Raw genomic sequence first — 17,911 nt, forward strand, 5'->3', positions numbered from 1 at the left:
GCCGCCCGGTGGCAAGGGCCGGCACCTGGCCTGAAGCCAGGTGCCCGATCAGACTGGATACGTCAGGCCTTTGCCAAGGCATCACCCAGCACACCGACCACCTGTTCCTGCTGATCACCGGTCAAGCCAAGCCACATGGGCAAACGCAACAGGCGCTCGGAGTAATCGTCAGTCACCTCCATCGGGCCGTGCACACGCCCATAGCGCAGGCCACCGGGCGAAGAATGCAGCGGCACGTAATGAAATACCGCGTAGATGGCGTGCCGCTTGAGCTCCTCGAGGATGGCCTGGCGGTCCACGCCCGGGGCGAGGATCACGTAGTACATGTGCGCGTTGTGCTGGCAGCTTTGCGGCACTATCGGACGACGCAGCGCCCCTTGCTGCTCAAGTGCGGCCAACGTGGCGTGGTAATTGTCCCAGATGGCCAGGCGGCGGTCAGTGATGGCTTGGGCTTCTTCCAACTGTGCCCAGAGGAAGGCTGCCGTCATTTCTCCAGGCAGGAACGAGGAGCCCACCTCCTGCCATGTGTACTTGTCCACTTCGCCCCGGAAAAACCGGCTGCGATCGGTGCCTTTTTCCCGGATGATCTCGGCCCGCAATGCCAGCGCCGGATCATTGACCAGCAAGGCCCCGCCCTCCCCCGAAATCACGTTCTTGGTTTCGTGGAAGCTGAATGCCCCAAGGTCACCGATACTGCCCAAGGCCCGGCCCTTATAGGTCGACATCACGCCTTGTGCCGCGTCCTCGACCACCGCCAGCCCATGCTTGCGGGCGACGCCCAGGATCACGTCCATCTCGCAGGCCATACCAGCATAATGGACCGGCACGATGGCCTTGGTCCGTGGCGTGATCGCCGCCTCGATCAGGCGCTCGTCGAGGTTGAGGGTATCGGGACGCACGTCGACGAAGACCGGCACCGCACCACGTAACACGAACGCATTGGCGGTGGAGACAAAGGTATACGAAGGCATGATGACTTCGTCGCCAGGCTGGATGTCCAGCAGCAAGGCCGCCATCTCCAGGGCTGCGGTGCATGAGTGGGTCAGCAGGGCCTTGTTGCACCCCGTTTGCGCTTCCAGCCAACGATGACAGCGCCTGGTGAAGGGCCCATCGCCCGCGAGCATGTTGCCGAACTTGGCCTGGGCAATGTAATCCAGTTCCTTGCCGGTCATGTAGGGGCGGTTGAAGAAAATCGTTTCTGTGCTCATTGCATACTTCCCTGGATGGGCGTGGTACCGGGCGGCGCGCAAGTCAAAACCTCAAACCGCACTGATCCGCCCACCTATCTGGCTGCCTGTATCAAGATTTTCATAGAAGTACGGGGTAAATCCGGCCCGCTTCATCGCCTCTTGGGTTTCACCGATGTCGTATTCAATCCGGTGCAAGGTGAATGCTTCACCGTCCCAGGTCGCAAAAGCTGCCCGGGCATCACCATCACGTGGCTGCCCGACTGAACCAGGGTTGCAATAGACCTTGTCCTCGCCACTCCACAAGTGCTGGACATGGGTATGGCCTGAGGCGAAGTACCGGCCAGGTAATGCAGAGAAATACGCCTGCGACGGTCTCAGGTATTCGTCCAGCGGATCGTTCCAGCCGCCATGGACGATGCTTAATTCGTCCTGGATCGAGCGCTCGGCAAGCGACCACAACCATGCCAGGTTTTGCGAAGTGATGATGCCTCGCTGATAGTCCAGGCAAGCATTGGCGCTATTGGAGCGAGGGCATCGCTCATTCCGAGCCAGGTACCAGTCATGATTGCCCATCACGCTGAAGACTTCTCGCTCGCGCAAGGCCTCGCAGCACTCATTGACCTGACTGTAGTATCCGGCTGTATCGCCCAGGCAGATGATCCGCGAAACACCCAGTTCATCCAGCCTGGCAAGCACTGTTCGAAGGGCGCTGTAATTGCCATGCACGTCAGAAATGATTCCGATCATAGACAATGAAATCCTCTATAAAACGAACAGCGAAACCACTACGAAGGGTCGGCTGACCCGGTGTCTTGCCGTCGAGGTAGTAGTCCAGGCACATAGCCGCCTCGTTGTAACCGAATGCGCGTCGTATCGAACTGGTCGAGGATATTCGCGGATTGATCTCGAGCAGGCGCCAGGAACCGTCGATACCACGACGGAATTGCAAGTTGGTCGGCCCCTCCGGTTTGAAAGCGCGGCACAGCCTGGCGACCGTCTTGTCCAGCGAGTCGTCCTGATACACCCAGGCCTTGGCGGTAGACCCGTCCGAGGCCAGCCTGCGCTGGAAGGCAATGCTCGGACCGGTGTCGCCGCGGCCATCGCCGAACGCCGCAACGGTGAATTCGTCGGCCGCGCTGCCGATGATCGGTTGCGCCATGAGGTGATCGCCGAGCAGTGCCGCATGAGGCACAAAGTCATACTCCTCACGAACCCAGACCAGCCCCTTGGAGGCGTAGCTCCTGCGCGGCTTGAGCAGGAACGGCAGGCCCAGGACAGTCTTGAGCGAGTGAAAGTCCCCCGACAGCCGGCTGGGAATGCGACTGGGATCATCCAGCGCCACGAGCGCCTGGTCCATCGCCCACTTGTCCCTGGAAAGGTCAATCAGGTTCTGGTTGTTGAGCACGACCTGACAATCAAACGTGGCGAGCAGCGCTCGGTTGTCCGACAGCCAGTGGATATCCTGTTCGATCCCCGGGATCAGTAAATCAACCTTGTGCCGGGCCAGTGTATCGCCCAGCCATTGGCCGTATTCCGGGGCAGAGGTCAACGGGGCCTGCACGAACTCATCGCTCCACCCGCGACCGACAGCGTCGTCGTAGATATCGGTGCCCACCAGGCGAACCGACGGATCCGCCGCACGTAGCGATTTGAGCAGGCCATAGCCCATGATGGCGCCTACGCCAGTCACCATGACGGTCTTCATGACAGATTCTCCCGGCGTGCCCGCATCAGTTCGAAGCCGCGGCGAACATCGATCTGCGGGGTGAAGCCTATTCGTTCGTACAGCTCGTGCGCAGGATCGAAGGGAGGCAAATCGGGAATATCGGTTTTTTCCGGCAGAAAGCGCACATCCAGCGGCGCGCCAAACGCCTCGAAGGCGGCCTGGGCGATCTCGGACAGACGCGGGCTTTCGGGATGGCCGCAGTTGAACAAGCCCGCAATGGTGCGCTGCGCCAACCGCGCGCAGACCTCGACCAGGTCACTCAGGTGCAGGTAGTTGCGCCTGGCGTCGTTGCTGCCATACAGCTCGACGGTGCGCCCGACCTGCGCCTTGTCGGCAATGGCATATAACAACGGCTGGTGAGGCCTGCATTGCTCCGCGCTATCGTAGACCTGGCTGATGCGCAGGACTGTCAATGCCATGCCCCGTTCCTGGCAATACAGGCTCGCGACTTCCTCGGCATGGCGCTTGGACAGCGAGTAGCTGCCATAGTAGGGATCCGTCGGCTGGTAGCCGGCCGATTGGGACGACAGCAAAATGAAATGACGCGCCCCGCACTGTTCGGCCAGGCGGCAAGCAGCCAGTGTGCCGACACTGTTGACCAGTTCGGCGCGAACCAGATCCTGCGGCTGGCTACCGCCAAAATCGGCAGCGGCCAACATCACTACGTCGAAACGCTCCTTGCAAGCGCACGGTTCCTGGCTACTCAAGTCAAACGCCAGGTCAGCTTCCCGGCGCCCCGCCAACTTGACTTGTCCATGGCGCGACAACTCAGCGGCGATCGCCTTGCCAATGACCGAGGTACTTCCGATGACCAGGCTTTTCATGACGGGGTGACTGTCCCTTCAAGCATCAGCGCGCAACTGAGTTCCGGATAATCGATGCCTACGGTGCACATGGCAGCGATGATGTCCGCCCCCAGGTTCAACTCTTTCAATTGTCCCGTGGTGAAAGGCTTGAGAAACACGCCCTCCTTGCGTACCACTTGATATCCGGCCGCTTCCATTTCAGCGCTCAGGGTCTGTAGCGAGTAGCTGCGCACATGACCCAGTTCCAGATCGCCACGCCCCAGGGCCATCATGTCGTCAAGCAGTCCGGCAGCGTGGCCCAAGCGTCGATGCAGGGACTCGCCATTGGGAACCAGTACGAAGCAACGACCACCGGGGGCGAGAAAGCGCTTGAACCGTTGCAGCACGGCCTGTGGATCATCGACATGTTCGAGGACAAATCCCATCACGATGAGATCGAAACGCTTGTCGGTGTCGAATGTCTCGAAATAGCTTTCGACGATCTCGGCCGCATTGTCCGGGTATTGCGCCTTGAACTGGTTGATCACCGATGCGGAACCATCGATGACCGTGTGTCCACTGAAGAACTGTGAGAAACGGTTGGTGGTGAAACCATGGCCAATACCGAGTTCCAGCAGGCTTTGCGCCTCGGTGCAGAGCGCCATGATGCGTTGTGGATACCAATTGAGAATGATGTTGTTGTCATACGCGTAGCCAAAGCTGTCGCTGTAGGCTGCGATGAAGGTATCAAGGTCGTTGCTCATGTCACATGTGCTCCGCTGGACGGCCAGGGTAATAGTCGGTACGGATCAATTGGGCAACCAGGCCTGTTGCCAGGCTTGCAGGCGCTCACCTTCGAGCAGCCACTGTGCACGCACGGTCGACTGCAAGGCGTCCCCCAGCGCCGCAGAAGCCTCACGGTCTTCCAGGTGCAAGCGAATCGCTCGGATCCAGTCTTGCGCCTCGTTACTCACGCGAGACAGCGGCAACACCTCACCGCCGATAAACCCCGGCACCCGACTGCAAATGACCGGATGCCCGCAGGCGGCGTGCTGCAAGACCCGCAGATCACCGGAACAGGCATTGCCCAGGTTTTGCACCATCGGTACCAGTGCAAGATCAAGATTCAAGGCTGCCAGGGCCGCTGCCAACCCCTGCTGTGCAACACCTGGGTGCAGCTCCTTGAGATAAGGCTGCAATGACACGGGACAGTCGCCGAGCACCACCCACTCGACTTCATCGGCCAACGCCGGCAGCACCTCGGCCAGCAGTTGGGTATCCTTGCCGCCCAGTAAGCCCAACCTTGGCTTGGCCCCCATGCGGCGCTTGCTTTGTACACGCCCCCACGTGGCCGGCAGCAGGGTTTCCAGTACGCGGATGTCGTGGTGCTGGCCCTGCAACAGTTCGGCCAGCGCAGGCGTGGGGACCAGCACCCGATCGGCCTGCAACATCCCGAACCGCAGACGCTCCAGCAGTTCATCGGCCGAGTAGTCGCCCTTCAACTCCATCTGCGGCAGGTAACCGTCCAGATCGTAGACCGTGAACGCCTTGGAAAACGCCCTCAGGCGGCTCAGCGCCAGGAGCCCGGCATCATTCAAAGGACGCTGCAGCACCACGGTGGTCGGCGCCAGGCGCTCAATCTCCACTGGCAACAGCAAACTCGCTACAGCCGCGCCCTCGACTTGCCCTGCCTCAACCAATGTGCTGAACGGCTGGACCAGTCGCGCGTATGCCGCCGGCTGCTGTTCTGTGACGCAGACCAACACCCTTGGCACGCTGCCTTGTAGCGGATACCAGCACAGGTCGGTGTTTTCCCGGGTAAAACCCTCGCCAGCGCGCAGCGAAAAGTTGGCATTGTAAGTAGCATCGCGGGCCAGCTGCGGCAACCAGCGCGCGAGCAAGGCATCCTCTTGCTCCGTACTTGCATGGGCCTCTGGCTCGCGGTCCACCAACAATCGTGCGTGAGGCGTCCAGACATTCAGGTAACCCGTTTGTTGCAGCTTCAGACACAGGTCAACGTGGGACCAGGGCGCCAGCAGCGGATCGGTATCGAAACCACCGGCCTCAAGGAACAGCCCTCGATCCAGCATCAGGCATTCGCTACCCACGGCAGAGCAGTTCTGCTCAAGCCCAAGCCGCCCCATATAACCCGGCGACTGGGATGGCAAGCCAGCAAAAGCCCTACCCACAGTCCCGCCCAGTCCCAACACGAGGCCGGCCTGACGTACGCGACCATCACTCTGGAGCAACTTGCCACCCACGACGCCGACTTCGGGGCGCTGGGCGTGATTGAGCAACGCTTGCAACCATCCGGACTCAAGCACGGCACCATGGGCATCGAGCCAGGCCAGATACTCGCCGCGCGCCTCCTGCGCCGCTGCATTGCACATGGCCGCACGAGGCTGCCCCGGCATGAAACGCAGTACCTGGATACGGCCTTCGCCCATCTGTTCGACCAGCCCCAGCCACTCCAGCAATGCGGGTTCGTCGCCGCCCGGCTCGATCAGCAGGATCTCGTAGTCCACGGAATGCGTCTGCGCCAGTACACTTTCCAGGCACCGCTGGAAATGCGCCAACTGCCCTTCCAGGTAGACCAGAATACTCACCGAGGCCTGTCGCTCATGGCCATAGTCAATACGATAGCGGCCCGGCTCGTTCTCCAGCGCAATAGCTCGCGCCCGGCCATAACCACGCCCTTGCAGATGGGCATCGATGACCGCGCACTCATCCGCACAGTGAGACTGATGCACCTCGTCGGCGATCAACAGGGGTTCGCTGACGTGTCCGATAGTCGCCATCCCACACTCGCTGATCAGGCGCAGTTGGTAGGCCAATTCGAAGGCACCGCCGCAGGCATTATCAAAGCCGCTAGAACGCACCAGCGCCTCGCGACGGTACATCCAGTGGCGTGAAAGACCGGCCGGAAACGCCAGGAGCAGGTCCAGGTTCAGATCCGGCCGCAACGAAAGGTCAACCACTGCGCCGGTGCGCAGCGCCTCGTCGGCATATACCGCCAGGCAGCTGTCAGGCGCTTCAAGCAGATTCTGAGCCGTCACCAGCAGCCCGGCAGCGATGAACTCGGTCCCGGCCTCCACCAACATGACCCAGTCGCTCTGGACGCCCTCAAGCAAGCTATTGATAGCTGCCGCCGGTTTGTTCGGATCACACGCCAACCACTGAACGTTGGCCCGCCCCGGGTCAGCGCTTGCGATCACGCATACATGGATGCGTTGATACAACTGTCGATCCAGACTGTCCAGGGTGTGGGCCAGCGCCAACTGATTGCCGTCATCACGGACCAGAACAGTGAAGGCAGGCGCCGCCGAGTTCGCCAATCGCTCATTGACCAGACGCAGTTGCTGCGCCGTCGGATAGCGTTTGCGCAACCAGTCAAGCACCCCCAGCCGGTTACCGGCTGCCTCACGAGCGGCAGTCGCCTGGGTTTTCGCAATAAACACGTCCAATTGCTGCCAGAAAGACGCGGTGCGCTCAACGTAACGTTGCAAGGCGTCACCGATGCTCGCCCGGGCATGTTCCAACGGCTCCGGCTGATCGAGCATGGCAAAGCCGACGCTGCCGAAGAAACTGGTCTCGAGCAATGGCTGATCGACGCCATGCCCCGGAATGAATATCACCGGGCATCCGCACAGCACCGCCATTACGCAAGTCATCGACCACTCGTAGCTGTACATCGCTTCCGCGCTGCGCAGCAGCTTGGCCAGCTCGGGCAGAGGCAAGGGATTGGCCATGCTCAGCAGGCGGATATCGGCCGGCAGTTGCGAGTAGTCGATCTGCTCCAAAGGGTGACGGTTCTGGTAGAGATAACTTCCCTTGCGCTCGGCTGGGGCGCCTACCGTCGAGAACATTTCGACGTCGATGGCTGGCAGACACAACAGGTCGCCGTCAGAGTCGCCACGGTGCTCGGCGAGCCGGGCTGCATAGTAAAAAAACAAGTCGGTGGGCGCGGCGTTCATGCCGTTTCCGGTAAGGAACCCCTCGAAATTCAGGAGAAACCGCGCCACGACCGAACAGTTGAGCGGATTGCCGGGAAACACCTCGGGATACACCGCAATCGGCACCTTGCCCGCTGCCTTGTGGCGCTGTTTGATTGCGGACGTGATCACCGGTGTCTTGAGGTCTGGATTGACCACTTCGGTACCGCAGATGTAGGCCTCACGTCCACTGAGGTTGAGCATATGGCAGAGGTAGTGCAGCGAGACAACGCCCGATGACGATTCACGGTAGGCAGGCGCGGCGAAGTAGTAAGGATGTTCAGGCTTGGCATACATCAGCCGCAGACGCGCCAACGCCTGTTCGAGCGAATAAGCGTCCAGCTGCGCGAGGTTCGACATCGGGTGCAATCTCCAGAATCAAAATCAACAGGGTGTCACTGGCGAAGCCCGGTCAGGCGGCCACTTTCTTCAGAAAAGCCGGTGCATCCGCGCCGGTGTTGAACAACAGGTCGATGACACTGAGCGCATGCTGGAAGTCGCCATACACCTGCGGATACTCGGGATAGCCGGCATAACTCATATACGAGACCGTAATCCCTTTGGCGGCAAACGCCGCTTCGTCGAGATAGTGACTGGCCGCAGGCCCTGAGAGGTATTGATCAGCACCGAGAACCTGGCACAGGTGGATCAGGCGCTCATTCTTGCCCTCCACACCGCCCAATTGCTCGGAACGGTAAAGCGGCGTGTGAATGTCCAGCAGGGGGCACAAGCCGGCAATAAACAGGTGGTTGATCTGGCTCAGGTGGGTAAGGTCGGCGGCCTGCTCGTAGAGCGCGCGAATCGGCGCTTGCATCTGGGCGAAGCAAGGCGCACGCCGGTAACTCTGTTCAATGGTCTTCCAGTGCGCTGCGGCCCAATCCGCACTACTGACCTGGACTTCATTGATCAACTGGCCGAGACGGCCCTTTTTCTGGACTGCAATACTCAGCCAATGCTCACCCTGGGCCGTCTTGATCTTGTTACGGTTGCGCCAGTCGGACCGGGTGTACTGAACATCGTCATACAGGATGAACGCATCGACGCTGCGGATCAGATCGAAATAGCCCTTCCAGGGGATGTAGTTCGACTGCACCACAGCTATTTTCTTGTGCATCCTGAACCTCACGTACACAGGGGAAACCGAGGCTTTGCCCTGTCAAAAAATCGCCACCCACCTTGAACAAGCGGGGAATAGGTGACGATCTAGCAAATGCCATACCAGCAATCCGAGTGCATGATTCTCAGCAAAAAGCCCTAGGGTTGAACCTTGCCTACTTCGTACTCACGCAACTTGTTGGCAATCGTAGTGTGGGAAACCCCCAGCCGCTTGCCCAGCTGCCGGCTGCTGGGGTGTTCGGAATACAGGCGCTCCAACACCGCTTTTTCGAAGCGTCCGACGATTTCGTCCAAGTCACCTTCGAGGGAGAAGTCGCCAAGGGGTTGGCGCACGCCGTAATCCGGCAGGCGAATGTGCTCGGCCTTGACCTTACCGCCGTCGCACAGGGAAACCGCCTGGAACAGCACGTTTTCCAGCTGTCGGACGTTGCCCGGCCAATGGTAGTGACTGAGGCGTTCCATGGCCGCCGGGGCCAGTTTCGGCAGCGCACAGCCGATCTGGCGGCTGGCCTGGTCGAGAAAATGCTCCACCAGCGGCGTCAGTCCATCCAGGCATTCGCGCAGCGGCGGGATGTGCAGCGAAAGGACGTTCAAGCGGTGGTAGAGATCCTGACGGAATTCCCCCCGTGCGCAGAGTTCCGACAAGTCCACCTGGGTGGCGCAGATCACCCGCACATCCAGGTACACCTCCTCATCACTGCCGACACGACGGAAGCAACCGTCCTGCAAAAAGCGCAGCAATTTCACCTGCAAGCGCGGGCTCATCTCCCCTACCCCGTCGAGAAACAGCGTGCCGCCCGCCGTCAGTTCCAACAGGCCGAGCTTGCCTTCGGCTCGTGCGCCTTCGAACGCCCCGGGGCCATAGCCGAACAATTCAGTCTCGGCCATGGATTCCGGCAGGCCGGCGCAGTTGAGCGCCATCAACGGCGACTGGCCTCGCGGGCTTGCCAGATGACAGGCTCTCGCCAGCAGCTCCTTGCCGGTACCGGTTTCGCCTTCTATCAATAGCGGCGCGTCCAGCGGCGCCATGCGCCGGGCCTCGCGGACCACCGCCGCCATGACCTTGGAGCTCTGGAAAATACTGTCGAAACCGCGCAGTTCCTGCTTGCGCACGTTATAGATACGCTCGCCCACCCGGTCGGCCCGATGCAGAGTCAGCACTGCGCCGGCCATGGCCTCGCTGTCGTCGTGCTCCGATTGCAGCGGGGCGATGTCAGCCAGGAACACATCGCCCTTGACCTTGACCCGCAGCCCGTTGATCCGCGACTGATTGGCCCGCACCAGCTCCGGCAGGTCGAAATCCTCGGCATAGCGCGACAGCGGAATGCCCGGCACCTCATCCACCCGCACCCCGAGCAACTGCGCGGCCGCCCGGTTGGCCGCAACGATCGAACCGCCCATGTCGATAGATAGCACCGGAAACTCTAGGGCGCCGAGCAAGGCGTTGAGCTCCATGTGCCGACGTTCGCTGGGCATCAATCCTACGCGCTTGACGCCAAACACCCCGGCGATGCCTTCGAACTTCGGGCGCAACGCCTGGAATTGAATGTTGATCAGGTTCGGGCAATGCAGATAGATCGCGTTGCCATGCTCACCGCCGACTTCTCCACGGGCAACGTTGATGCCGTATTCGACCAGCAGGTTGAGGATATCGCGCAGGATGCCGATGCGGTTCTGGCAATGGACTTTGATGCGCATGGAAGGACCCGGATGTGTAGGAGAGACAAGGCGCGCCATTGAAGCCACCCACATCCTGTGACGAGGGGATTTATCCCCGTTGGGCTGCGCAGCGGCCCCATTTTTTGGGGGCTGCTTCGCAGCCCAGCGGGGATAAATCCCCTCGCCACAGGGTTTGTGGTGCGACTTTTTATTGCGTAGCGCAATTAGTTGTCAAGATTATGTGACAGCTGTAGGCCGATTCCCACCCGAAAATGTCGATAACATTGCACCGCCGGTCTTATCGTAACGAAAGCTTTACAAATTCTCCTTTCGTCGGCCATATAGGCTCGCAACACTCTGCTGCAAAGACCCTTGCCTCGGGTTATCTCTAATGCACCGCTGGACATAAAAACAAACAGCCTTTCTTCCGGTTTCAAGGCCGGGGAAAAACAGCAGGAGAGCAGCATGAAGCAGACGCAGTACGTGGCCCGCGAGCCCGATGCGCAGGGTTTTATCGACTACCCCGCCGAAGAACATGCGGTGTGGAACACGCTGATCACCCGCCAGCTGAAAGTCATCGAAGGCCGTGCGTGCCAGGAATACCTCGACGGCATCGACAAGCTTGGCCTGCCCCACGACCGCATCCCGCAACTGGGCGAAATCAACAAAGTGCTGGGCGAGACCACCGGCTGGCAAGTCGCCCGGGTGCCGGCGCTGATCCCTTTCCAGACCTTCTTCGAATTGCTCGCCAGCAAGCAGTTTCCGGTCGCGACTTTCATTCGCACCCGTGAAGAACTGGACTACCTGCAAGAGCCGGACATTTTCCATGAGATCTTCGGCCACTGCCCATTGCTGACCAACCCCTGGTTCGCTGAATTTACCCACACCTACGGCAAACTCGGCCTACAGGCCTCCAAGGAAGAACGCGTGTATCTGGCGCGCCTGTACTGGATGACCATCGAGTTTGGCTTGGTGGACACCCCGCAAGGCCGGCGCATCTACGGCGGCGGCATCCTCTCGTCGCCCAGGGAAACCGTGTACTGCCTGTCGGACGAGCCGGAGCACCAGGCGTTCGATCCGTTGGAAGCCATGCGCACGCCGTATCGCATCGACATCCTCCAGCCGGTGTATTTCGTCCTGCCCGAGCTCAAGCGCCTGTTCGAGCTGGCCCATGAAGACATCATGGGCATGGTCAGGCGTGGCCGGGAACTGGGCCTGCATGCACCTAAATTTCCGCCGAAAGCTGCCTGAATGGCGTTTTTTGCTCTCAAGTGAGTCTGTTGCACCCCATAGCTTTGCTTTAGCGTGGGTGCCATCGACGTTTTTCAAACATTCGATCCAGGAACACACCATGAACGCTCTGAACCAAGCCCATTGCGAAGCCTGCCGCGCCGACGCCCCACAGGTCAGCGACGAAGAACTGCCGGTACTGATCAAGCAGATCCCGGACTGGAACATCGAAGTGCGCGACAGCGTGATGCAGTTGGAAAAGGTCTTCCTGTTCAAGAACTTCAAGCACGCCCTGGCCTTCACCAACGCCGTCGGTGAAATCTCCGAGGCCGAAGGTCACCACCCGGGCCTGCTGACCGAGTGGGGCAAAGTCACCGTGACCTGGTGGAGCCACTCCATCAAGGGCCTGCACCGCAACGACTTCATCATGGCCGCGCGCACCAATGAAGTGGCCAAGACCGCCGAGGGCCGCAAGTAATGCATTTCGACGCCATCGGCCGGGTACCCGGTGATCCGATCCTCGGCCTGATGGAGGCCTACGGGGCGGACAGCAATCCACTCAAGTTCGACCTGGGGGTGGGCGTCTATAAGGACGCCCAGGGCCTGACGCCGATTCTTGAATCGGTGAAGCAGGCCGAACAGCGGCTGGTGGATCGCCAGACCACCAAGACCTATATCGGTGGTCACGGCGATGCTGCATTCGGCGGCTTGATCAATGAGCTGGTGCTGGGCGTTGGCTCAGAGCTGATCGCGCAAAAACGCGCTGGCGCTACCCAGACTCCGGGTGGCACCGGTGCCCTGCGCCTGAGCGCCGACTTCATCGCCCAGTGCCTGCCCGGGCGTGGCGTCTGGCTGAGCAACCCGACCTGGCCGATCCACGAAACCATCTTCGCCGCGGCCGGCGTCAAGGCCAGCCACTACCCCTACGTGGGTGCCGATAACCGCCTGGATTTCGAGGCGATGCTGGCGACCCTGGAACAAGTGCCGAAAGGCGATGTGGTACTGCTGCATGCCTGCTGCCACAACCCGACCGGTTTCGACCTGAGCCATGAGCAATGGCGCCAGGTGCTGGAAGTGGTGCGCAGTCGGGAACTGCTGCCACTGATCGACTTTGCCTATCAGGGCTTTGGCGATGGGTTGGAACAGGATGCCTGGGCGGTGCGGCTGTTTGCCGAGACGTTGCCGGAGGTGCTGGTCACCAGTTCCTGTTCGAAGAACTTCGGTCTGTACCGCGACCGCACTGGCGCACTGATCGTCTGCGCGAAGGACGCCGACAAGTTGCAGGATATCCGCAGCCAGTTGGCCAACATCGCCCGGAATCTCTGGTCGACGCCGCCGGATCATGGCGCGGCGGTGGTGGCGACCATCCTCGGCGACGCACAGCTCAAAAGCCTGTGGGCCGACGAAGTACAGGCCATGCGCCTGCGCATCGCCCAGTTACGCAGCGGGCTGCTGGACGCCCTTGAGCCCCACGGGTTGCGCGAGCGCTTTGCCCATATCGGTGTGCAACGCGGAATGTTTTCCTACACGGGCCTTATGCCGGAGCAGGTCCGGCACCTGCGCGAACGTCACAGCGTGTACATGGTTGGCACGGGGCGGGCCAACGTGGCGGGTATCGACGCCACGCGCCTGGGCTTGCTGGCCGAGGCGATTGCAGACGTTTGTAGATAATAAAGACTGATCAAACCCGTGGCGAGGGAGCTTGCTCCCGCTGGGCTGCGCAGCAGACCCATTTCTGCGGTTGCTTCGCACCCGAGCGGGAGCAAGCTCCCTCGCCACGGTGAATCATGCATGCCGGAGGATGGAACGTTACCCTTCGAATCTACGCCCCCGTCCACTCGCGGACGAAATCGGTGGTGTCTTCCTTCGGCGCGGTCCGCGCTTCTTTCTGCGGCGTACCGAGATAGAGAAACCCGATCACCTCCTCACCATCTTCAAGGCCAAGCCCCTTGGCCACGTGCGGCGAGTACGCCAGTTCACCGGTACGCCAGACCCCGCCCACCCCTTGGGCATAAGCCGCCAGTAGAATCCCATGGGCCGCGCAACCGGCTGCCAGCATCTGCTCGGCTTTCGGGACTTTGAAATGGTCCTGCAGACGGGCAATCACTACCACGACCAGCGGCGCCCGCAGCGGGCCATTCAGGGCCTTTTCCACCACGGCTTCGGGCACCAGCGGGTCGTTGAACCGCGCCGCTTCGGCCAGCAGCTCACCCATGCGATAGCGCGCCTCGCCTTCGACCGTCAGAAATCGCCAAGGCCGCAATTGGCCGTGGTCCGGCGCACGCATGGCGGCGGCGAACATGATCTCGCGCTGTTCTGGCGTAGGTGCCGGGTCCACCAGGCGCGGGACGGAAACACGGTTGAGCAAAGCGTCGAGAGCCTGCATCGGCCACCTCCCTGAAAAAATGTCCGGCTATTCTAGTGGCTGTACGGCGAGTTCGTTAGCGTAAATTGGAGCATCGATGCACACGCCAGTCGCGCCGGGCGCGGTTTACATGCCGCTGGCCGTGGGTAGAATGGCGCCCTTCCCTTTCAGCCCGAGCGGACTTCATGGCGTTGCCGACCCTGCGGATCATTGGTTTCATCATCGGCATCTTCCTGATCACCCTGGCGATCTTCATGGTCGTGCCCATGGCGACCCTGGTGGTCTTCGAGCGCACCCGCGACCTGCCATCGTTCCTTTGGTCGAGCATGATCACCTTCGTCGCAGGCGTAGCCCTGGTGCTGCCCGGACGCCCGGAACACGTGCACCTGCGCCCGCGAGACATGTACCTGCTGACCGTCAGCAGTTGGCTGGTGGTGTGCATCTTTGCCGCGCTGCCGTTCCTGCTGACCCAGCACATCAGCTACACCGATTCGTTCTTCGAAAGCATGTCGGGCATCACCGCCACGGGCGCCACGGTCCTGAGCGGCCTGGACACCATGTCCCCCGGCATCCTGATGTGGCGTTCGCTGTTGCACTGGCTCGGCGGTATCGGCTTCATCGGCATGGCAGTGGCGATCCTGCCGCTGCTGCGCATCGGCGGCATGCGGCTGTTCCAGACCGAGTCATCGGACCGTTCGGAGAAAGTCATGCCCCGCTCGCACATGGTGGCGCGGCTGATCGTGGCGTCCTACGTGGGCATTACGATTCTCGGCACGCTGGCGCTCTGGTGGGCCGGGATGAGTCTGTTCGACGCCATCAACCATTCGATGTCCGCCATCTCCACCGGCGGTTTTTCCACTTCGGACTTGTCCCTGGCCAAATGGACCCAACCGGCGGTGCACTGGGTCGCCATTGTCATCATGATCCTCGGCAGCCTGCCATTTGCCTTGTATGTCGCCATGCTGCGCGGGCATCGCCGGGCACTGATCAAGGACCAACAAGTCCAGGGCCTGATCGGCGTGCTGCTGGTGACCTGGCTGGTGCTCGGCACCTGGTACTGGGCGACCACCGACCTGCACTGGCTGGACGCCTTGCGGCACGTGGCGCTGAACGTGACATCGATCGTCACCACCACCGGTTTCGCCCTGGGGGACTACAGCCTGTGGGGCAACTTCTCGCTGATGCTGTTCTTCTACCTGGGGTTCGTCGGCGGCTGCTCCGGCTCGACCGCCGGCGGGATCAAGATCTTCCGCTTCCAGGTCGCCTACATCCTGCTGCGGGCCAACCTCATGCAATTGATCCACCCACGCGCGGTGATCAAGCAGAAGTACAACGGTCACCGCCTCGACGAAGAAATCGTCCGTTCGATCCTGACGTTCTCGTTCTTCTTCGCCATCACCATCTGCGTGATCGCCCTGTTGCTGTCGCTGTTGGGCGTGGAATGGATGACCGCACTGACCGGTGCCGCCAGTACCGTGTCCGGCGTCGGTCCGGGGCTGGGGGAAACCATCGGCCCGGCCGGCAACTTCGCACCACTGCCGGATGCCGCCAAGTGGATCCTGTCGGCGGGCATGTTGCTGGGACGCCTGGAGATCATCACGGTGTTCGTGCTGTGTATCCCGGCGTTCTGGCGCCACTGACCGGCTCAACCACATTCGCCAGTCGCGTCCGGTATTCGCCGGGCGTGGTGTCGAACCAACGACGAAAGGCCCGGAAAAAATTGCTCGGGTCGGCAAACCCCAACAGATAGGCGATCTCCAGCAGGGTCATGGCCGGTTGTGCCAGGTATTGCTCGGCCAGCTCCCGACGGGTGTCGTCGAGCAGGCTCTGGAAACTGGTGCCCTCTTCCTGCAAGCGCCGCTGCAAGGTGCGCTGGGACAAATGCAGGGTCTGTGCCACCACGTCACGCTTGGGCTCGCCCTGAGGCAGCAACCTACACAGCACCTGCCGCGCCTTGTGGGTCACGCGACTTTCCGAAAACCGCGCCAGGTACTCCCCGGCAAACCGATCGTGGAGCAGGGCCATGGCCTCGTTGGCCGTAGGCAGCGGTGCTTCAATGTCGGCCCGTTCGAAGATCAAGGCATCCTGGGGCGCACCGAACACCAGCGGTGCGGGAAACGCCTGTCGATAAGGCACCAGGTCCAGGGGTTCGGTGCCTTGGAACAGCACCTTCACCGGGCGCAGGGCCCGGCCGGTCAGCCAGTTGCACAGGGCCAGCGCGCAGGCCAGCGATGCTTCGGCACTCTGCCGGGTAGGTGGCAGATGATCGCCGTGAACGGTCAGGATCAACCCGTAACCTTCCTCCAGCTGACGAAAACTCAATTCTGCACTTTCGGCGATGATCCGCTGATAACGCACCAGCCGCTGGAAGCCTTCCAGCAGGGTGCGACTGGACATCAGGGCGTAACCCACCACATGAAATGATGCCGGACGTGCCACTTTGCCCATGTTCAAGCCGATGGCCGGGTTGCCCGACAACTCCACCGCCCGTTGCCAGAGCCGCGTCATCGAATCCTGGGGAAAACGCGCATCCGGATCGTCCAGCGCATCAAAGTCCAGCCCCAGCTGCTTGAACAGCAAACGGCAGTCGAGGCCGTCCATTTCCAGCGCCTTGACAATCCCCATCGCCCAGCTTGAAGAAGTCGTTCGTTCGTGCATGACGGTTTACTTGCATGACGAGCCGCAGGGTACGGCTGGATGATCGAAGGATACTAAAGTGGCGCCCATTGTCACTGGCCGTTGTGAATGATCGCTCTAGACTTCCATAAGCAAGCTCAATCTACTCGTCTCGACAACAACAACCACAGAGCCCGCAGTCGTGGAAAACACCAGACAATTCAACAGCTTCGCCGAGTTCTACCCGTATTACCTCAGCGAGCACGGCAACAGCACCTGCCGACGATTGCATTTCATCGGCACCTCCTTGGTCATCCTTATTTTCGCCTTGGCGCTCGTCATCGGTGGCGGCTGGTGGCTGATTACCCTGCCAGTCGCCGGCTATGGCTTCGCCTGGGTCGGGCATTTCTTCTTCGAAAAGAACCGTCCCGCCACCTTCCAGCATCCGTTCTACAGCCTGCTCGGCGATTTCGTCATGTACCGCGACATGCTGCTGGGCAAGGTTGCGTTCTAATCTCATGCAAAGGACTGTCAATGAGCGCTCACGCAGGCTTTACGCACATGCAGGACGGCACCGGGGACGACTGGGCGATCATCGCGGCCGACTTCAGCACCTACGCACGCCAGTTGCCGGGTCGGATCCTGGCTCATCTGAAATTGCTGGACGGGGACTTCGGAGGGTTCCCGGTGGACCGCCTGACCCACTCCCTGCAAACCGCCACCCGCGCGTATCGGGACGGGCGTGACGAGGAATACGTGGTCTGCGCCCTGCTCCACGATATCGGCGATACGCTGGGCTCGTATAACCACCCTGACATCGCGGCGGCGATCCTCAAGCCGTTCGTCAGTGCCGAAAACCTGTGGATGGTGGAGAAACACGGGATTTTCCAGGGTTATTACTTCTTCCATCACCTGGGCATGGACCGGCACCTGCGCGAACAGTTTCGCGATCACCCGCAATACCAGGCGACCATCGATTTCTGCGCCTTTTACGACGCCGCAGCGTTCGATGCCGCCTACGACACCCTGCCGCTGAGCTTCTTCGAGCCGATGCTGCACAGGGTTTTCGCAGCGCCGAGGCAGTCGATCTACAAGGCGGCGATGGCGCAGCAACCGGCCTGACGCACGACCCTGTGGCCTGCCTGACACACAACCCTGTGGCCTGGCTCACACACAACCCTGTGGCGAGGGAGCTTGCTCCCGCTGGGCGCGCAGCGCCCCTCTTTTAGGGC

The 17,911-nt window shown here is 61.0% G+C and carries 16 protein-coding genes; 6 read left to right on the forward strand and 10 right to left on the reverse strand.

Going from position 1 to position 17,911, the window contains the following annotated elements:
- Positions 1-62: 62 nt before the first annotated feature.
- From rffA to RGM2987_RS10455, 8 genes are all read right to left on the reverse strand, one after another.
- Positions 63-1,208 (reverse strand): dTDP-4-amino-4,6-dideoxygalactose transaminase, encoded by a 1,146-nt coding sequence (gene rffA / locus RGM2987_RS10420; protein WP_245140502.1) that lies wholly within the window; start codon positions 1,206-1,208, stop codon positions 63-65.
- Positions 1,209-1,259: 51 nt separating this feature from the next.
- Positions 1,260-1,937: a metallophosphoesterase family protein gene (locus RGM2987_RS10425; RefSeq protein ID WP_245140504.1), complete on the reverse strand. Its 678-nt coding sequence runs from the start codon at positions 1,935-1,937 to the stop codon at positions 1,260-1,262.
- Positions 1,918-2,895, reverse strand: a complete 978-nt coding sequence (locus RGM2987_RS10430) for an ATP-grasp domain-containing protein (RefSeq protein WP_245140506.1) — start codon at positions 2,893-2,895, stop codon at positions 1,918-1,920. Before RGM2987_RS10430 ends, RGM2987_RS10425 begins: the two co-directional genes overlap by 20 nt.
- Positions 2,892-3,740, reverse strand: coding sequence for an NAD(P)-dependent oxidoreductase (locus RGM2987_RS10435; RefSeq protein ID WP_245140508.1), 849 nt, complete (start codon positions 3,738-3,740; stop codon positions 2,892-2,894). The genes RGM2987_RS10430 and RGM2987_RS10435 overlap by 4 nt, the downstream gene beginning before the upstream one ends.
- Positions 3,737-4,465, reverse strand: a complete 729-nt coding sequence (locus tag RGM2987_RS10440) for a class I SAM-dependent methyltransferase (RefSeq protein ID WP_245140511.1) — start codon at positions 4,463-4,465, stop codon at positions 3,737-3,739. Before RGM2987_RS10440 ends, RGM2987_RS10435 begins: the two co-directional genes overlap by 4 nt.
- A 45-nt stretch (positions 4,466-4,510) precedes the next feature.
- Positions 4,511-8,053 (reverse strand): glycosyltransferase, encoded by a 3,543-nt coding sequence (locus RGM2987_RS10445; RefSeq protein ID WP_245140513.1) that lies wholly within the window; start codon positions 8,051-8,053, stop codon positions 4,511-4,513.
- 52 nt (positions 8,054-8,105) lie between these two features.
- Positions 8,106-8,807 carry a WbqC family protein gene (locus RGM2987_RS10450; RefSeq protein WP_245140515.1) on the reverse strand — a complete coding sequence of 234 codons (702 nt, stop codon included), beginning with the start codon at positions 8,805-8,807 and terminating at the stop codon, positions 8,106-8,108.
- Positions 8,808-8,947: 140 nt separating this feature from the next.
- Positions 8,948-10,507: a sigma-54-dependent transcriptional regulator gene (locus RGM2987_RS10455; RefSeq protein WP_245140518.1), complete on the reverse strand. Its 1,560-nt coding sequence runs from the start codon at positions 10,505-10,507 to the stop codon at positions 8,948-8,950.
- 426 nt (positions 10,508-10,933) lie between these two features.
- Between RGM2987_RS10455 and phhA the strand changes: the two genes are divergently transcribed.
- From phhA to RGM2987_RS10470, 3 genes are all read left to right on the forward strand, one after another.
- On the forward strand, positions 10,934-11,719 hold the full coding sequence (gene phhA / locus RGM2987_RS10460) for a phenylalanine 4-monooxygenase (RefSeq protein ID WP_245140520.1): 786 nt from the start codon (positions 10,934-10,936) through the stop codon (positions 11,717-11,719).
- A gap of 100 nt (positions 11,720-11,819) precedes the next feature.
- Complete coding sequence (locus tag RGM2987_RS10465; RefSeq protein WP_245140523.1) at positions 11,820-12,176, forward strand: 4a-hydroxytetrahydrobiopterin dehydratase; 357 nt, start codon at positions 11,820-11,822, stop codon at positions 12,174-12,176.
- Positions 12,176-13,369, forward strand: a complete 1,194-nt coding sequence (locus RGM2987_RS10470) for an amino acid aminotransferase (RefSeq protein WP_245140526.1) — start codon at positions 12,176-12,178, stop codon at positions 13,367-13,369. The genes RGM2987_RS10465 and RGM2987_RS10470 overlap by 1 nt, the downstream gene beginning before the upstream one ends.
- Positions 13,370-13,520: 151 nt before the next feature.
- Here RGM2987_RS10470 and RGM2987_RS10475 read toward each other — a convergent pair whose 3' ends face one another.
- On the reverse strand, positions 13,521-14,084 hold the full coding sequence (locus RGM2987_RS10475) for an NAD(P)H nitroreductase (protein ID WP_245140528.1): 564 nt from the start codon (positions 14,082-14,084) through the stop codon (positions 13,521-13,523).
- Positions 14,085-14,248: 164 nt separating this feature from the next.
- Between RGM2987_RS10475 and RGM2987_RS10480 the strand changes: the two genes are divergently transcribed.
- The gene (locus tag RGM2987_RS10480; RefSeq protein WP_245140531.1) at positions 14,249-15,703 is read left to right on the forward strand and encodes a TrkH family potassium uptake protein; all 1,455 of its coding nucleotides are present in this window, start codon (positions 14,249-14,251) and stop codon (positions 15,701-15,703) included.
- On the opposite strand, the gene RGM2987_RS10485 is transcribed toward RGM2987_RS10480, so the two are convergent.
- Entirely contained in the window at positions 15,660-16,721 is a 1,062-nt protein-coding gene (locus RGM2987_RS10485; protein ID WP_245140533.1) for an AraC family transcriptional regulator, read from the reverse strand. The two genes, RGM2987_RS10480 and RGM2987_RS10485, sit on opposite strands and share 44 nt — an antisense overlap.
- A 160-nt stretch (positions 16,722-16,881) precedes the next feature.
- Between RGM2987_RS10485 and RGM2987_RS10490 the strand changes: the two genes are divergently transcribed.
- Positions 16,882-17,193 (forward strand): DUF962 domain-containing protein, encoded by a 312-nt coding sequence (locus RGM2987_RS10490; protein ID WP_245140535.1) that lies wholly within the window; start codon positions 16,882-16,884, stop codon positions 17,191-17,193.
- Between the two features lie 20 nt (positions 17,194-17,213).
- Positions 17,214-17,801 carry an HD domain-containing protein gene (locus tag RGM2987_RS10495; protein ID WP_245140537.1) on the forward strand — a complete coding sequence of 196 codons (588 nt, stop codon included), beginning with the start codon at positions 17,214-17,216 and terminating at the stop codon, positions 17,799-17,801.
- The last annotated feature ends 110 nt before the right edge of the window (positions 17,802-17,911 follow it).

Origin of the sequence: Pseudomonas sp. RGM2987 (assembly GCF_022952855.1) — a bacterium.
Classification (GTDB): domain Bacteria; phylum Pseudomonadota; class Gammaproteobacteria; order Pseudomonadales; family Pseudomonadaceae; genus Aquipseudomonas.

Excerpts from the sequence above, each read along its gene's own strand:
- RGM2987_RS10495 (WP_245140537.1), top strand. The coding sequence starts at position 17,214 with ATGAGCGCTCACGCAGGCTTTACGCACATGCAGGACGGCACCGGGGAC.
- RGM2987_RS10465 (WP_245140523.1), top strand. The coding sequence starts at position 11,820 with ATGAACGCTCTGAACCAAGCCCATTGCGAAGCCTGCCGCGCCGACGCC.
- RGM2987_RS10430 (WP_245140506.1), bottom strand. The coding sequence starts at position 2,895 with ATGAAGACCGTCATGGTGACTGGCGTAGGCGCCATCATGGGCTATGGC.
- RGM2987_RS10445 (WP_245140513.1), bottom strand. The coding sequence starts at position 8,053 with ATGTCGAACCTCGCGCAGCTGGACGCTTATTCGCTCGAACAGGCGTTG.
- RGM2987_RS10435 (WP_245140508.1), bottom strand. The coding sequence starts at position 3,740 with ATGAAAAGCCTGGTCATCGGAAGTACCTCGGTCATTGGCAAGGCGATC.
- RGM2987_RS10440 (WP_245140511.1), bottom strand. The coding sequence starts at position 4,465 with ATGAGCAACGACCTTGATACCTTCATCGCAGCCTACAGCGACAGCTTT.
- RGM2987_RS10475 (WP_245140528.1), bottom strand. The coding sequence starts at position 14,084 with ATGCAGGCTCTCGACGCTTTGCTCAACCGTGTTTCCGTCCCGCGCCTG.
- RGM2987_RS10425 (WP_245140504.1), bottom strand. The coding sequence starts at position 1,937 with ATGATCGGAATCATTTCTGACGTGCATGGCAATTACAGCGCCCTTCGA.
- rffA (WP_245140502.1), bottom strand. The coding sequence starts at position 1,208 with ATGAGCACAGAAACGATTTTCTTCAACCGCCCCTACATGACCGGCAAG.
- RGM2987_RS10470 (WP_245140526.1), top strand. The coding sequence starts at position 12,176 with ATGCATTTCGACGCCATCGGCCGGGTACCCGGTGATCCGATCCTCGGC.
- phhA (WP_245140520.1), top strand. The coding sequence starts at position 10,934 with ATGAAGCAGACGCAGTACGTGGCCCGCGAGCCCGATGCGCAGGGTTTT.
- RGM2987_RS10450 (WP_245140515.1), bottom strand. The coding sequence starts at position 8,807 with ATGCACAAGAAAATAGCTGTGGTGCAGTCGAACTACATCCCCTGGAAG.
- RGM2987_RS10480 (WP_245140531.1), top strand. The coding sequence starts at position 14,249 with ATGGCGTTGCCGACCCTGCGGATCATTGGTTTCATCATCGGCATCTTC.
- RGM2987_RS10485 (WP_245140533.1), bottom strand. The coding sequence starts at position 16,721 with ATGCACGAACGAACGACTTCTTCAAGCTGGGCGATGGGGATTGTCAAG.
- RGM2987_RS10455 (WP_245140518.1), bottom strand. The coding sequence starts at position 10,507 with ATGCGCATCAAAGTCCATTGCCAGAACCGCATCGGCATCCTGCGCGAT.